The sequence below is a fragment of the Streptomyces sp. DH41 genome (genome assembly GCF_029813785.1).
GTDB lineage: Bacteria > Actinomycetota > Actinomycetes > Streptomycetales > Streptomycetaceae > Streptomyces.
Genome location: NZ_JARVKY010000019.1, coordinates 141,042 through 155,690 on the forward strand (window position 1 = coordinate 141,042; position 14,649 = coordinate 155,690).

Here is a 14,649-nt window from a genome sequence, read left to right on the forward strand (position 1 = left end):
ACCGATGAGGTACTTCGGTGTGCCGCTCCTCATCAGCGGCGTGCTGAGCATCCTCCAGGGCATCGCCGGCATCGCCAAGGACCGCCTTTTCGGCGTGCCACGCCACTACGAGTACCGGTTCGACCTCACCAGCTGGGGCTGGATCCACCTCGTCGTGGGTGTCGCGCTGGTGCTGATCGGTGTGGCGGTGCTGCGGGCGGTGAGCTGGGGCCGCGCGGCCGCGGTGACAATCGCGGCGATCAGCCTGGTGACCCAGTTCATGTTCATCCCCTACTACCCCCTGTGGTCGATCAGTGTGATGACGCTCGACCTGATCATCCTGTGGGGCATGGCCCGGCTCGCCGCCACCTTCGCTTGACCGGACAACCAAAAGACCGGACGCGAAAAGACCCCCAGCCGCTACCGGCTGGGGGTCTTCACACTGGTGGGGCTAACAGGATTTGAACCTGTGGCCTCATCCTTATCAGGGATGCGCTCTAACCAACTGAGCTATAGCCCCGCCGCGCTCTGCGGTGTATGTCCCGCGCGCTGACTCCTGAAGATTAGCGCACGAGGCGGGCAGTCCCAAAATCGGTTGGCGCGCGGCCGCCGAGCGACGATCACTCGTCCTCGGCGAGCGTCAGCTCCACACCGCCGACGAAGCCGGCGGACAGGTTGTAGATGAACGCGCCGAGCGTGGCCAGCGCCGTCGCGAGGACGACGTCGATGACCGCGATGACCGTCGTGAACAGCAGCACGTTGCTCAGTGAGAGGAACGACTGCAGGTCGAAGCCGTTGGACTCGTTCGAGCCGGTCGCCTCGGAGACCGTGCTGCCGACCGACGAGAAGACGCCCATGGCGTCCATGACCATCCACAGCACGGCGGACGCGACGATCGTGCAGATGCCGAGCGCGATGGAGAGCAGGAAGCTGACCTTCATCACCGACCAGGGGTCGGCCTTCGACACGCGCAGGCGTGCCTTGCGGACGCGGGGCGTGGTGCGTGCGCCGGTGCGCGGGCGGCGCACGGCGGCGGACGCGTTGCCGCCCTGGGTGCCCTGGCCTCCCTGGGTCTGGTAGGCCTGCGGCGGGTGGTACGGCCCGCCGGGCTGCTGGGGCTGCCGTTCTCCCGGCAGCGGCGAGGCCGCGGCTTGTGTCTGCTGGCCTCGGGTGTCCGTCACAGTTCCCCCCTGGGATCCATGCGTCTTGGACGAGCTCGCCGAATGGGAGTCGGTCGCGTCGTCGTCGATCTTGCGCAGTTGAGTCGTGTGCGAATCCGTCGCACGCGCTGCGGAGCCACGGCCGCCGCCGCCCGTATCCGTACCCCTGGAGGTACCGGCCGATCCGGCGCCCGTGGCTCCGCTCACGATGACTCTCTCCTCGTGCTACTCAGCCGAGGGCGCCTCACCCTCGTCCGTGCCGGTGGTCGCGGCACCCTCGGCGGTCTCGTCGACGACCACATCGCCGTCGACCTCCTCCGCCTCGCGTCCCGCCTCGGCGTTGCGTGCGATGCCGACGACGGCATCGCGCTTGCCCAGATTGATCAGTTGAACGCCCATGGTGTCACGGCCCGTCTCCCTGACCCCGCTGACTCGCGTACGAATCACACCGCCAGAGAGTGTGATGGCGAGGATCTCGTCGTGCTCCTCGACCACCAGCGCGCCCACGAGCGATCCACGGTCCTCGACGATCTTGGCAGCCTTGATGCCGAGGCCGCCGCGGCCCTGGACCCGGTACTCGTCGACAGAGGTCCGCTTCGCGTAACCGCCGTCAGTGGCAGTGAACACGAACGTACCGGCTCGAACAACATTCATCGAGAGCAGTTCGTCCCCTTCGCGGAAACTCATGCCCTTTACGCCCGAGGTGGCACGGCCCATCGGGCGCAGCGTGTCGTCCGAGGCGGTGAACCTGATCGACTGCGCCTTCTTACTGATCAACAGAAGATCGTCCTCGGCGGAGACCAGTTCCGCGCCGATCAGTTCGTCGTCGGAACCGTCCGCCTGCTCACGCAGGTTGATGGCGATCACACCACCCGAGCGCGGCGAGTCGTAGTCCTTCAGCGGCGTCTTCTTCACCAGGCCGGCCTTGGTGGCCAGGACCAGGTAGGGCACCGCCTCGTAGTCGCGGATCGCGCGGATCTGGGCGATCGACTCGTCCGGCTGGAAGGCCAGCAGGTTCGCCACGTGCTGACCGCGCGCGTCGCGGCCGGCGTCGGGCAGCTCGTAGGCCTTCGCACGGTAGACCCGGCCCTTGTTGGTGAAGAAGAGCAGCCAGTGGTGCGTGGTGGACACGAAGAAGTGGTTGACGATGTCGTCTTCCTTGAGCTTCGTGCCGCGCACGCCCTTGCCGCCGCGCTTCTGCGCCCGGTAGTCGTCGGTCTTGGTGCGCTTGATGTAACCGCCACGCGTGACCGTGACGACGATGTCCTCCTCGGCGATCAGGTCCTCGATGGACATGTCGCCCTCGTACGGGATCAGCTTGGTCTTGCGGTCGTCGCCGAACTTCTCGACGAGCGCGGCCAGCTCCTCGCCGACGATCCCCCGCTGGCGGACCGGGGAGGAGAGGATCTCCCGGTACTCGGTGATCTTCGCCTGGAGCTCGTCGTGCTCCCGGACGATCTTCTGGCGCTCCAGGGCCGCCAGGCGGCGCAGCTGCATCTCCAGGATCGCGTTGGCCTGGATCTCGTCGATCTCCAGCAGGTCCATCAGGCCGCCGCGCGCGATCTCCACCGTGTCACTGCGCCGGATCAGCGCGATGACCTCGTCGATGGCGTCCAGGGCCTTCAGCAGGCCACGCAGGATGTGCGCCCGCTCCTCGGCCTTGCGCAGGCGGAACTTCGTACGCCGGACGATGACCTCGATCTGGTGGTTCACCCAGTGGCGGATGAACGCGTCCAGGGAGAGGGTGCGCGGCACACCGTCGACCAGGGCCAGCATGTTGGCGCTGAAGTTCGACTGCAGGTCGGTGTGCTTGTACAGGTTGTTCAGGACGACCTTGGCGACCGCGTCCCGCTTGAGCACGATGACCAGGCGCTGGCCGGTGCGGGACGACGTCTCGTCACGGACGTCCGCGATGCCGCCGATCTTGCCGTCCTTCACCAGGTCGGCGATCTTCTGCGCGAGGTTGTCCGGGTTGGTCTGGTACGGCAGCTCCGTGACCACCAGGCACTGGCGGTTCTGGATCTCCTCGACCTCGACGACCGCCCGCATGGTGATCGAGCCGCGCCCTGTGCGGTAGGCCTCCTCGATGCCCGTACGGCCCACCACCAGCGCGCCGGTCGGGAAGTCCGGGCCCTTGATGCGCTCGATGAGCGCATCGAGCAGGTCTTCGTGGGAGGCCTCGTAGTTCTCCAGGTACCACTGGGCGCCGGCCGCGACCTCGCGCAGGTTGTGCGGCGGGATGTTGGTCGCCATGCCGACCGCGATACCGGCCGAGCCGTTGATCAGCAGGTTCGGGAAGCGGGCGGGCAGGACGGTCGGCTCCTGGGAGCGGCCGTCGTAGTTGTCCGTGAAGTCGACGGTCTCCTCGTCGATGTCACGGACCATCTCCATGGCCAGCGGCGCCATCTTGCACTCGGTGTACCGCATGGCCGCCGCCGGGTCGTTGCCCGGCGAACCGAAGTTGCCGTTGGAGTCGACGAGCGGCATGCGCATCGACCACGGCTGGGCGAGGCGCACCAGGGCATCGTAGATGGAGCTGTCGCCGTGCGGGTGGTAGTTGCCCATGACGTCGCCGACGACACGGGCGCACTTGTAGAAGCCGCGCTCGGGGCGGTAGCCGCCGTCGTACATGGCGTACAGCACGCGGCGGTGGACGGGCTTGAGGCCGTCGCGGACGTCGGGCAGCGCGCGCGAGACGATGACGGACATCGCGTAGTCGAGGTAGGAGCGCTGCATCTCCGTCTCGAGCCCCACGGGCTCGACACGCATGGCCAGGGCGTCACCCTCGGGCGTCGTCACAGGAGTGTTCTCGTCGGTCATTGCTGGTGAAGGTCCTTCCTGGTGCGGTCAGCTGAGACCGACTCAGATGTCGAGGAAGCGGACGTCCTTGGCGTTGCGCTGGATGAACTGGCGCCGTGCCTCGACGTCCTCGCCCATCAGCACCGAGAACAGGTCGTCGGCCTGCGCGGCGTCGTCCAGCGTGACCTGGCCGAGAACGCGGTGCTCCTGGTCCATGGTCGTGATGCGCAGCTCCTCGGCGTTCATCTCGCCGAGGCCCTTGAAGCGCTGCACGGAGTCCTCACGGATGCGCTTGCCGGCATTGCGGCCCATCTCGATCAGCGCGTCGCGCTCGCGGTCGGAGTACGCGTACTCGAAGTCGTCCCGGCCCCACTTGATCTTGTAGAGCGGCGGACGGGACAGGTACACGTGCCCGGCCTCGACCAGCGGCCGCATGAAGCGGAACAGGAAGGTCAGCAGCAGCGTGTTGATGTGCTGGCCGTCGACATCGGCGTCCGCCATCAAGATGATCTTGTGATAGCGGAGCTTCTCGATGTCGAAGTCCTCGTGCACCCCCGTGCCGAACGCGGAGATCATCGCCTGGATCTCCTGGTTCTGCAGGATCCGGTCGATGCGCGCCTTCTCGACGTTGAGGATCTTGCCGCGGATCGGGAGGATCGCCTGGTACTGCGGGTTCCGGCCGGACTTGGCCGAGCCGCCGGCGGAGTCTCCCTCGACGATGAAGATCTCGCACTTGGTCGGGTCGTTCGACTGGCAGTCGGACAACTTGCCCGGCAGCGACGCCGTCTCCAGCAGACCCTTACGACGCGTCAGGTCGCGGGCCTTGCGGGCCGCCACGCGCGCGGTGGCCGCCTGGATGCCCTTGCGGATGATGTCCGCGGCCTCGTTCGGGTTGCGGTCGAGCCAGTCGGCCAGGTGCTCGTAGACCACCCGCTGGACGAAGGTCTTGACCTCCGTGTTGCCCAGCTTGGTCTTGGTCTGGCCCTCGAACTGCGGCTCGCCCAGCTTCACCGAGATGATCGCCGTCAGACCCTCGCGGATGTCGTCACCCGTGAGGTTGTCGTCCTTCTCGCGCAGCAGGCGCTTGTCGCGCGCGTACTTGTTGATGAGCGAGGTCAGCGCCGCACGGAAGCCCTCCTCGTGCGTACCGCCCTCGTGGGTGTGGATGATGTTGGCGAAGGAGTAGACACCCTCGGTGTAGCCGCCGTTCCACTGCATCGCGATCTCGAGGGACAGGCTCTTGTCCTTGTCCTCGGCCTCGAGGTCGATCACTGTGGGGTGCACCAGCTCTCCCTTGCGGGAGTTGAGGTACTTCACGAAGTCGACGATGCCGCCCTCGTAGTGGTACGCGACGGTCTTGACCTCGTGCTTCTCGTCCTCGCCCGCCTCGTCCGCGCCGGCGGTCGCCTTCGCCGACTCGCGCTCGTCGGTGAGGTTGATCTTCAGGCCCTTGTTGAGGAAGGCCATCTCCTGAAAACGCCGGGAGAGCGTCTCGAAGGAGTAGTCGGTGGTCTCGAAGATGTCACCGTCGGCCCAGAAGGTGACCGACGTGCCGGTCTCCTCGGTGGCTTCGTGCCGAACCAGCGGTGCCGTGGGGACACCCAGCTTGTAGTCCTGCGTCCAGCGGTAGCCGTCGGTCCTGACCTCCACCGCGACCCTCGTGGAAAGGGCGTTGACGACGGACACACCCACACCGTGCAGACCACCGGAGACCGCGTAACCGCCGCCGCCGAACTTGCCGCCCGCGTGCAGCACGGTCAGCACGACCTCGACGGCGGGCTTGCCCTCGGAGGGGACGATGCCCACCGGGATGCCACGGCCGTTGTCGACGACCCGGACACCGCCGTCGGCGAGGATCGTGACGTCGACCGTGTCCGCGTAGCCGGCCAGCGCCTCGTCGACGGAGTTGTCCACGACCTCCTGCACCAGGTGATGCAGGCCACGTTCACCGGTCGAGCCGATGTACATACCGGGTCGCTTGCGGACCGCGTCCAGACCCTCGAGGACGGTGATGGCACTGGCGTCGTACGAGGCGGGAGCCTCGCCGTTCGGGGTGCTCACCGCTTCGTTCACGCCGGTGTCGGTGGACGGGTTGTTCTCGTTGGGGTTGCCGGAATCGGCCACGAAGCGCCCTTTCTGGCACAGCACGAGCCGGGCTCGTCGGCGGATTGCCGGAGCGGCTGCGGCATGTTGCGTTGGTAAGCCTTGATCAGCGTTGCTCAGCTTGTCCCGGACGGTCCCCACGTTCGGGGCGGGATTGTCTTCCATTCTACCGGTAGCACTGACACTGATGGGGGTTTGCCGGTACCTGAGTCCGCATGTGCCGCCCTGAACGAGGCTCGTCCGACTCCCGATATGCGGATGGGGGCCTCAAGAGGCTCACAACGGCACTCAGCGCTTCGAGGCGTCAACCCTTGGCTACTTGGGAGTCAGATCGTGATTCGCAACCGTGTGCGGTGGTACGACGGAGCAGGCGTCGAGGGTTCACACCACCCACTGACGCCCATTTATGTGAGGTACATCACCCACGTCTGACGGGGTGCCAGAGCACCCTCCGCATCACCCGTAGGTGTCGCCCGGACCCTGACTTCCGGGGGCGCGCAGCGGCCCGTAACGACGCCCGGGACCGCCGGGACCACCCGGCCCCAGCACCTTGATCATCCGAACCGACCCATGCCCGAGATCCTCGTTGAGCCGGGCCACCAGCGTCGGCGCCAGCAACCGCAGATTCGTCGCCCAGGCCGTCGAGTCACAGCGCACGACCAGCACCCGCTCGTCCTCGTCGTACCGCTCCGGCACACAGTGCTTCGCCACGTCCTCACCGACGATCTGCGGCCACCGGCCCATCACCCCGCCCACCGCGGCCGGCGTCTCCCAGCCGCGCTCGGTGATCAGGCGGTTGATCGCCGAGCCCAGCGCCATGGGGTCACGACCGTCGGCACGCGCGCCGGAGCGCAGGCCCCCGCGCCGCGCCTGCTTCTTCTGCTGCGCAGCGTCCCCACGCGCGCGTGCGGCCTCCCGCGCCGCCCTGAGCGCCACCCGCGCGAGATCCACACCCGACGGCTCCGGGCCCGTGCCGCTGCCGCTTTCCTTGCCGCTGCCGCTTCCGTTGGCGCCGCCGCTGCCACCGGCAGGCTTTCCGAAGGCCGGTCCGTCCGCGCTCATACGCGCTCCACCGCCCCCTCCGCCACCGCGAACCGCGCCCCCGCCAGCACATCCGGTACGTCGTCGTCGACCGCGGCCGTCACCAGCACCTGCTCACCCGGGGCCACCAGCTCGGCCAGCCGCTCCCGCCGCCGCGCGTCCAGCTCGGCGAAAACGTCGTCCAGGACGAGAACGGGCTCGTTCCCCTCCGCCCGCAGCAGGTCGAACGACGCCAGCCGCAGCGCCAGCGCGTACGACCAGGACTCGCCGTGAGAGGCGTACCCCTTCGCGGGCAGCGAGCCGAGTTTGAGAAGCAGATCGTCCCGGTGCGGACCCACCAGGGTGACGCCCCGCTCGATCTCCTGCTTGCGCACCTCGGCGAGCGCCGCCATCAGCTGCTCGTAGAGATCCTCACGCGTGTGCGCCTCACCGGGCGCCGACGGCTTGTACTCCAGGGCTACGGGGCCCCCGCCCGGGGCCAGCTGCTCGTACGCCTTGTCCGCCAGCGGCTGCACCGCGGCGATCAGATCCAGCCGCTGCGCGAGCAGTTCGGCGCCCACGCGCGCCAGATGCTGGTCCCATACGTCGAGCGTGGACAGATCCATCGTGCGGCCGCCGTGGCGGCGGGCGAGCGCGGCCGACTTCAGCAGGGTGTTGCGCTGCTTGAGCACCCGGTCGTAGTCGGAACGCACCCCGGCCATGCGCGGCGAGCGGGCGGTGATCAGCTCGTCCAGGAAGCGGCGCCGCTCACCGGGGTCACCCTTCACCAGCGCGAGATCCTCGGGGGCGAACAGCACCGTACGCACGATGCCGAGCACATCACGCGGCCTGACCTGCGAGGACCTGTTGATACGGGCACGGTTGGCGCGGCCCGGGTTCAGCTCCAGCTCGATCAGCTGCTGCCGCTCGCCCTGCTTGACCTGAGCGCGGATCACCGCACGCTCGGCGCCCATGCGGACCAGGGGCGCGTCGGAGGAGACCCGGTGACTGCCGAGCGTGGCGAGATAGCCGACCGCCTCGACCAGATTCGTCTTCCCCTGCCCGTTCGGCCCGACGAAGGCGGTGACGCCCGGGTCCAGCGGGACCTCGACCCGGGCGTACGAACGGAAGTCGGCCAGCGACAGATGCGTGACGTGCATGGTCGTTCGCCGACCTCCCCAACCTTCGGGTGTTGACCTTCAGGCGTGAACCTTCGGGTGCTGCCTACTTCTTCTCGACCGCGTGCCCGCCGAACTGATTGCGCAGCGCGGCGATCATCTTCATCTGCGGCGAGTCGTCCTGCCGGGACGCGAACCGCGCGAACAGCGACGCCGTGATCGCCGGCAGCGGCACCGCGTTGTCGATCGCGGCCTCCACAGTCCAGCGTCCCTCACCGGAGTCCTGCGCGTAGCCCCGCAGCCCGCCCAGGTGCTCGTCCTCGTCCAGCGCGTTGACGGCCAGGTCCAGCAGCCAGGAGCGGATCACCGTGCCCTCCTGCCAGGACCGGAAGACCTCGCGGACGTTCTCCACGGAGTCGACCTTCTCCAGCAGCTCCCAGCCCTCGGCGTAGGCCTGCATCATCGCGTACTCGATGCCGTTGTGGACCATCTTCGCGAAGTGGCCCGCGCCCACCTTCCCGGCGTGCACGGCGCCGAAGTCGCCCTCCGGCTTGAGGGCGTCGAAGACCGGCTGCACCCTGGCGACGTTCTCCGCGTCGCCGCCGTACATCAGCGCGTAGCCGTTCTCCAGGCCCCACACGCCGCCGGAGACGCCGCAGTCGACGAAGCCTATGCCCTTGGCCGCCAGCTCCTCGGCGTGCTTCTCGTCGTCCGTCCAGCGGGAGTTCCCACCGTCCACGACGACGTCACCGGGCTCCAGCAGCTCCCCGAGCCGGTCGACGGTGGCCTGGGTGGCCTCCCCGGCCGGAACCATGACCCACACCACCCGGGGGGCGCTGAGCTTGCCCACAAGCTCTTCCAGGCTGTGGACGTCGGCGAGGTCCGGATTGCGGTCGTATCCGACGACGGTGTGGCCCGCGCGGCGGATCCGCTCGCGCATGTTGCCGCCCATCTTGCCGAGGCCGACGAGACCGAGCTCCATCAGTTGCGTTCCTTAGGTGTGCGAGGTGGCGGGACGGCACGTCCTTGCCCGCCGGATGCGTGCCGCGGCACTTTCGTACCCACGTCCGAGCCTAAACCCGGACGCCCGTGCACAGCTGTGGGCGTACGCGCTCATACGTACGCCCTCACCTGCGGGTTTACCCTCACCCTGTGGACAACCGTGGACGATCGGCGATCGACGCCGAGTCCCGAGGGCTCAGCCGCTCAGCCGCACCGGCATGATCAGGTACTTGTAGGCCTCGTCCGCCTCGGCGTCCACCGCGGGCCTGCCACTGAGCAGCGCCGGCTTCGTGGACGTCGTGAAGGAGAGCTGCGCCACCGGCGAGTCGATCGCGCTCAGACCGTCCAGCAGGAACGTCGGGTTGAAGGCGATCGAGATGTCGTCGCCCTCCAGCTGGGCGTCCACCCTTTCCACAGCCTGTGCGTCGTCGCTGGAGCCGGCCTCCAGGATGAGCACGCCCTGCTCGAAGCTGAGCCGCACCGGGGTGTTGCGCTCGGCGACCAGGGCCACACGCTTGACGGCCTCCACGAAGGGGGCGGTCTCGATCACGGCGACGCTGTTGAACTCCGTCGGGAACAGCGTCTTGTACTTCGGGAGGTCACCCTCCAGCAGGCGCGTCGTCGTACGGCGGCCCGCGCCCTCGAAACCGATCAGGCCCTCGCCCGCGCCCGAGCCGGAGAGCGCCAGGATCACCTGGTCGCCGCTGGTCAGCGCCTTGGCGGTGTCCTGCAGCGTCTTGGCGGGCACCAGGGCGACCGCGGAGATGTCCGGGTTCTCCGGCTTCCACAGGAACTCGCGGACCGCGAAGCGGTAGCGGTCGGTGGAGGCCAGCGTCACCGAGTCGCCCTCGATCTCGATGCGCACGCCGGTCAGGACGGGCAGCGTGTCGTCACGGCCGGCGGCGATGGCGACCTGCTGCACGGCCGAGGCGAAGACCTCACCGGGGACCGTGCCCGTCGCCTCCGGCATCTGCGGCAGCGCCGGGTACTCCTCCACCGGAAGGGTGTGGAGGGTGAACCGCGAGGAACCGCAGACCACCGTCGCCCGTACACCGTCTGTGGAAATCTCCACCGGCCGGTTGGGGAGGGCACGGGAGATGTCGGCGAGCAGACGGCCCGAGACGAGGACCGTGCCCTCCTCCTCGATCTCCGCCTCCACCGACACCCTCGCCGAGACCTCGTAGTCGAAGCTGGACAGGCTCAGCTGCCCCTCCTCGGCCTTCAGCAGCAGGCCCGCGAGGACCGGCGCCGGCGGACGGGCCGGGAGGCTGCGAGCCGCCCAGGCCACTGCCTCCGCGAGTACGTCGCGTTCCACCCGGATCTTCACTGTTGCCGCCTCCTGCTGTTGCCGGCGCTGCTCGCCCTGCCTGGCCTTCGTCGTCTGGATCGGTGTCATCGGTCCCGGTGAGGGGCAGGACACCGGGGACCAGTCTGACGCACCCCACTGACAGTAGGTGCCGTTCGGGGTCAAGTCGCGACGAGGGGCGGTCGGGCTCGAGAGGGCGAGTTGTGCACAGGGCCCACTTCGAAACGGATTCCGCACTCTCTCTAGTCGCTAGTAGTAGTAGGGCCTGTGGATACCGTGGATAACCTCGTTTTCCCAGGTCAGAGCAGGAATTTTGTCCACCGGTCCTGTGGGCGGAGCCGGTGGACAACCGGGCCCGTCTGTGGAGAACAGAAAGTTCTGCACACTCCGTGCACAGGGAGAGGCGACTTCTCCCCAGCTGCGTCCCCAGGTTTACCCATGTTTCCCACAGCCCAACCAGGGGGCTCGATGTGACGCCTTTCACTCGACGTGGTGAGAGAGCGCGTCGGGTTGCCGAACAGTGGACAGCCATGTGGAGAAGCTGGGGATCGCTGGGGACAACATGGCTCAGCCTGTGGGTTGCCCGTGGACAACTTCATGCACAGCTTGTGGATCCGTTCGTTGTCCACAGCCTGTGGAGATCGTTCGTCCACGAATCCACAGGCAGCTGACCTGCCCTGATGCTTCCTCAACACCTTGGCCTGTGGACAGGATCGGGACAACTTCCCAGTCCCCAAGGTGTGGACGGAAAAAAGTGACCGAATCTGTGGAGGACGGCCGTAACCCGGCAGGTAATCGAACAGCGGCTTCGTCCTCGAGGGCATGGAGCGAGCGTGCAGCGGGCATGCGGCGGGCGCGGAAAAGGCGCCCCGGAGGTGTCCGAGGCGCCTCGAGGGCCGTGCCGGCGGCTGTGCCGGTGGATGTGCCGGTGGATGTGCCCGGCTGTGGCGGCGGCCGTCAGCCGTTCTTGATGCGGTTGGTCAGCTCGGTCACCTGGTTGTAGATGGAGCGCCGCTCGGCCATCAGATTGCGGATCTTGCGGTCGGCGTGCATCACCGTGGTGTGGTCCCGGCCGCCGAACAGCGCGCCGATCTTCGGCAGTGAGAGGTCCGTCAGCTCGCGGCAGAGATACATGGCGATCTGCCGGGCCGTCACCAGAGCTCGCCCGCGCGAGGTGCCGCACAGGTCCTCGACGGTGAGGCCGAAGTAGTCGGCGGTGGCGCCCATGATGGCCGTGGACGTGATCTCGGGGGCCGAGTCCTCACCGCCGGGGATCAGGTCCTTCAGGACGATCTCGGTCAGGCCCAGGTCGACCGGCTGCCGGTTGAGCGACGCGAACGCGGTGACCCGGATCAGCGCCCCCTCCAGTTCGCGGATGTTGCGCGAGATCCGCGAGGCGATGAACTCCAGTACCTCCGGCGGGGCGTTGAGCTGCTCCTGGACCGCCTTCTTGCGCAGGATCGCGATGCGCGTCTCCAGCTCGGGGGGCTGGACGTCGGTGATCAGACCCCACTCGAAACGGTTCCGCAGCCGGTCCTCCAGTGTGACCAGCTGCTTGGGCGGCCGGTCGGAGGAGAGGACGATCTGCTTGTTGGCGTTGTGGAGGGTGTTGAAGGTGTGGAAGAACTCCTCCTGCGTCGACTCCTTGTCCGCGAGGAACTGGATGTCGTCGACGAGCAGGATGTCCATCTCGCGATAGCGCTTGCGGAAGCTGTCGCCCTTGCCGTCGCGGATCGAGTTGATGAACTCGTTGGTGAACTCCTCGGAGCTCACGTAGCGCACGCGCGTGCCGGGGTAGAGGCTGCGGGCGTAGTGCCCGATGGCGTGCAGGAGGTGGGTCTTGCCGAGTCCCGACTCCCCGTAGATGAAGAGTGGGTTGTACGCCTTGGCGGGTGCTTCGGCGACGGCGACGGCCGCGGCGTGGGCGAAGCGGTTGGAGGCGCCGATGACGAAGGTGTCGAAGAGGTACTTCGGGTTCAGCCGTGCGGTCGGCTCGCCGGGGCCGGCCGCCGGCGCGGGCTGCGCGGCCAGCGGGCCGGGGGCGCCGGTGGCGGGGCCGGGTCCGACGGGGCCGCCGCGGTGGACGTGTCCGGAGCCGGACGGCGGTTCGGGCAGGTCCCGGCGGGGGCCGCGCTGGTCGTAGTCGCCGCGCGGCTGGTCGTAGTCGCCGCGCTGTGAGTCGCCGCGGGAGTCGCCGCGCTGGGAGTCGTACGAAGGGCGGTCCGGAGGCTGCGGACGGTAGCCCTGCTGGTACGTGTCCTGCGGGTACGAGTCCTGCTGACGGGTGCCCTTGGGGTACGGCTCCTGGCCGTAGGACTCCTGCGGTGGTGACGCGTAGGGGTCCCGCTCCGGGAAGCCGAGGCGCTGCTGTTGCCAGCCGTAGTCGTCCTGCTGCGCGGGGCGGGGCCAGGGGCCGGGCTCGGGGCGCTGGTATTCCTGCGGGTAGGCGGGGCGGGCGGTGGGGAGCTGGTCGGCGCGGTGGCGGCCGTACCCGTCGTATCCCTCGTACTCGTCGCGGCCCTGGCCGGGGGCGGGGAGCTCGGGCTCCTCATAGCGGTGCGGGGGGCCGGCGGGTGCCGCCGGCGGGGTGGGGCCGGCGGGTTCGCCCGCGGTGTCGTCGACGGTGATCGCGATGCGGATGGGACGGCCGCATTCGCGGCTCAGGGTCTCGCTGACGATGGGGGCGAGACGGCCCTCCAGTACGCCTTTCGCGAATTCGTTCGGTACGGCGAGCAGGGCGGTGTCGGCGACCAGCGCAAGGGGCTGGCAGCGCCGGATCCAGTGCTCGTCCTTCGACTCGACACCCTGCCCGCGGCCCTCCCCGAGGAGTTGCTCCAGTACGCGTGGCCACACTGCGGCAAGATCGGCAGGTACGTCAGCCACAGGGCACGCTCTCTCACGAGTCCCTCGAACGTGTGATTCGGGGACGGGTCGGGATGAAACTCGGGTGGGGCAGGGATAAGGGAACGAATCGGAGTCCAGTCACGGTAGTCAGCGCGGCGGGTAGGGTTCAAGTTGTTGTCCCCAGCCTGTGGACAAGCGTCTCCCGGTCACCACTGGTTTGACCGAATGGCGCAGTCTCACGTACCGTAACCAGGTCGAGTTGTCGATGGCTGCTGCCGCCTGCCTCCGATGGGCACAGATCACGTCCAAGGTGATTGAAAAGCGGTGCACACGGGCGTAACGCGAGCTACTCGTGGGCGCACGGTGACAGCCAGGACGGCACCCCGCCAACCCCGATTCTTTCTGGAGCCCCCGAGTGAGCAAGCGCACCTTCCAGCCGAACAACCGTCGCCGTGCGAAGACCCACGGTTTCCGGCTGCGTATGCGTACCCGTGCCGGCCGCGCGATTCTGGCGACGCGCCGCAGCAAGGGTCGCAGCCGTCTGTCCGCCTGATCCCGGTCAGGTCATGACATCGTGCTGCCCACCGAGAACCGGCTGAGGCGGCGCGAGGACTTCGCGACCGCGGTTCGACGAGGTCGCCGGGCCGGCCGCCCGGCCCTCGTCGTCCACCTTCGAAGCGGTGCCACGGACCCGCACGCGCCTGGGGAGAGCGCTCCCCCGACACGTGCGGGTTTCGTCGTGAGCAAAGCTGTGGGAGGTGCGGTGGTGCGCAACAAGGTGAAGCGCAGGCTTCGCCATCTGATGCGCGACCGGATCGCCCTGTTTCCCCCCGGTAGCCTGGTAGTCGTACGAGCGCTGCCCGGTGCGGGTGACGCAGACCATGCACAGCTGGCCCGAGACCTGGATGCCGCCCTGCAGCGGCTGCTGGGAGGGGGCGCGCGATGAAGTACCCGCTGCTGGCTCTGATCAAGCTGTACCAGTGGACGATCAGTCCGCTGCTGGGGCCCGTGTGCAAGTACTACCCGTCGTGTTCCCACTACGGCTACACGGCCATCGACCGGCACGGTGCCATCAAGGGCACGGCGCTCACCGCTTGGCGCATCCTGCGGTGCAATCCGTGGTCGCTGGGCGGCGTGGACCATGTTCCGCCGCGTAAGCGTCCGCGGTGGCACGAAATGCTGCGTGGCGCCTGGCGTGCACGCAAGGGCGGGCCCTCCGCCGCCGAACCGGCCACCGAGGGACGGACTTCTCCGACGAGTCCGTCCAGTCCTTCGAGCCCGGCCGCAGAGACCCAGCCCCATGCCCAAGGAGCATGAT

Annotated in this window: 12 protein-coding genes and 1 tRNA gene; 4 read left to right on the top strand and 9 right to left on the bottom strand. The window is 68.2% G+C overall.

Annotation, left to right across the window (positions count from 1 at the left end):
- The first annotated feature begins 19 nt into the window (after positions 1–19).
- Positions 20–358 (top strand): DUF7144 family membrane protein, encoded by a 339-nt coding sequence (locus QC283_RS27740; RefSeq protein ID WP_279564434.1) that lies wholly within the window; start codon positions 20–22, stop codon positions 356–358.
- Positions 359–422: 64 nt separating this feature from the next.
- Here QC283_RS27740 and QC283_RS27745 read toward each other — a convergent pair.
- From QC283_RS27745 to dnaA, 9 genes are all read right to left on the bottom strand, one after another.
- Positions 423–499: transfer RNA gene (locus tag QC283_RS27745), tRNA-Ile, on the bottom strand.
- A 100-nt stretch (positions 500–599) separates the two neighbouring features.
- On the bottom strand, positions 600–1,346 hold the full coding sequence (locus QC283_RS27750) for a DUF3566 domain-containing protein (RefSeq protein ID WP_279564435.1): 747 nt from the start codon (positions 1,344–1,346) through the stop codon (positions 600–602).
- Between the two features lie 18 nt (positions 1,347–1,364).
- Positions 1,365–3,959 (bottom strand): DNA gyrase subunit A, encoded by a 2,595-nt coding sequence (gene gyrA, locus QC283_RS27755; protein ID WP_279564436.1) that lies wholly within the window; start codon positions 3,957–3,959, stop codon positions 1,365–1,367.
- 42 nt (positions 3,960–4,001) lie between these two features.
- The gene (gene gyrB / locus QC283_RS27760; RefSeq protein WP_279564437.1) at positions 4,002–6,062 is read right to left on the bottom strand and encodes a DNA topoisomerase (ATP-hydrolyzing) subunit B; all 2,061 of its coding nucleotides are present in this window, start codon (positions 6,060–6,062) and stop codon (positions 4,002–4,004) included.
- Positions 6,063–6,497: 435 nt separating this feature from the next.
- Positions 6,498–7,103: a DUF721 domain-containing protein gene (locus tag QC283_RS27765; RefSeq protein WP_279564438.1), complete on the bottom strand. Its 606-nt coding sequence runs from the start codon at positions 7,101–7,103 to the stop codon at positions 6,498–6,500.
- Positions 7,100–8,221, bottom strand: a complete 1,122-nt coding sequence (gene recF, locus QC283_RS27770; protein ID WP_279564439.1) for a DNA replication/repair protein RecF — start codon at positions 8,219–8,221, stop codon at positions 7,100–7,102. The genes QC283_RS27765 and recF overlap by 4 nt, the downstream gene beginning before the upstream one ends.
- A 64-nt stretch (positions 8,222–8,285) precedes the next feature.
- On the bottom strand, positions 8,286–9,161 hold the full coding sequence (gene gnd / locus QC283_RS27775; RefSeq protein WP_279564440.1) for a phosphogluconate dehydrogenase (NAD(+)-dependent, decarboxylating): 876 nt from the start codon (positions 9,159–9,161) through the stop codon (positions 8,286–8,288).
- A 216-nt stretch (positions 9,162–9,377) separates the two neighbouring features.
- Positions 9,378–10,508 carry a DNA polymerase III subunit beta gene (gene dnaN / locus QC283_RS27780; protein WP_003975054.1) on the bottom strand — a complete coding sequence of 377 codons (1,131 nt, stop codon included), beginning with the start codon at positions 10,506–10,508 and terminating at the stop codon, positions 9,378–9,380.
- A 936-nt stretch (positions 10,509–11,444) separates the two neighbouring features.
- Positions 11,445–13,370: a chromosomal replication initiator protein DnaA gene (gene dnaA, locus QC283_RS27785; RefSeq protein WP_279564441.1), complete on the bottom strand. Its 1,926-nt coding sequence runs from the start codon at positions 13,368–13,370 to the stop codon at positions 11,445–11,447.
- A gap of 376 nt (positions 13,371–13,746) precedes the next feature.
- Between dnaA and rpmH the strand changes: the two genes are divergently transcribed.
- Genes rpmH through yidD form a run of 3 tightly spaced genes read left to right on the top strand, consistent with a single transcriptional unit; the run spans position 13,747 to position 14,648 of the window.
- Positions 13,747–13,884, top strand: a complete 138-nt coding sequence (rpmH, locus tag QC283_RS27790; RefSeq protein WP_069813595.1) for a 50S ribosomal protein L34 — start codon at positions 13,747–13,749, stop codon at positions 13,882–13,884.
- A gap of 21 nt (positions 13,885–13,905) precedes the next feature.
- Positions 13,906–14,277, top strand: coding sequence for a ribonuclease P protein component (gene rnpA / locus QC283_RS27795; protein WP_279564442.1), 372 nt, complete (start codon positions 13,906–13,908; stop codon positions 14,275–14,277).
- Entirely contained in the window at positions 14,274–14,648 is a 375-nt protein-coding gene (gene yidD, locus QC283_RS27800; RefSeq protein WP_279564443.1) for a membrane protein insertion efficiency factor YidD, read from the top strand. The genes rnpA and yidD overlap by 4 nt, the downstream gene beginning before the upstream one ends.
- The last annotated feature ends 1 nt before the right edge of the window (position 14,649 follow it).

Coding starts and splice junctions, on each gene's coding strand:
- QC283_RS27765 (WP_279564438.1), bottom strand. CDS start 7,103: ATGAGCGCGGACGGACCGGCCTTCGGAAAGCCTGCCGGTGGCAGCGGC.
- recF (WP_279564439.1), bottom strand. CDS start 8,221: ATGCACGTCACGCATCTGTCGCTGGCCGACTTCCGTTCGTACGCCCGG.
- yidD (WP_279564443.1), top strand. CDS start 14,274: ATGAAGTACCCGCTGCTGGCTCTGATCAAGCTGTACCAGTGGACGATC.
- gyrA (WP_279564436.1), bottom strand. CDS start 3,959: ATGACCGACGAGAACACTCCTGTGACGACGCCCGAGGGTGACGCCCTG.
- gnd (WP_279564440.1), bottom strand. CDS start 9,161: ATGGAGCTCGGTCTCGTCGGCCTCGGCAAGATGGGCGGCAACATGCGC.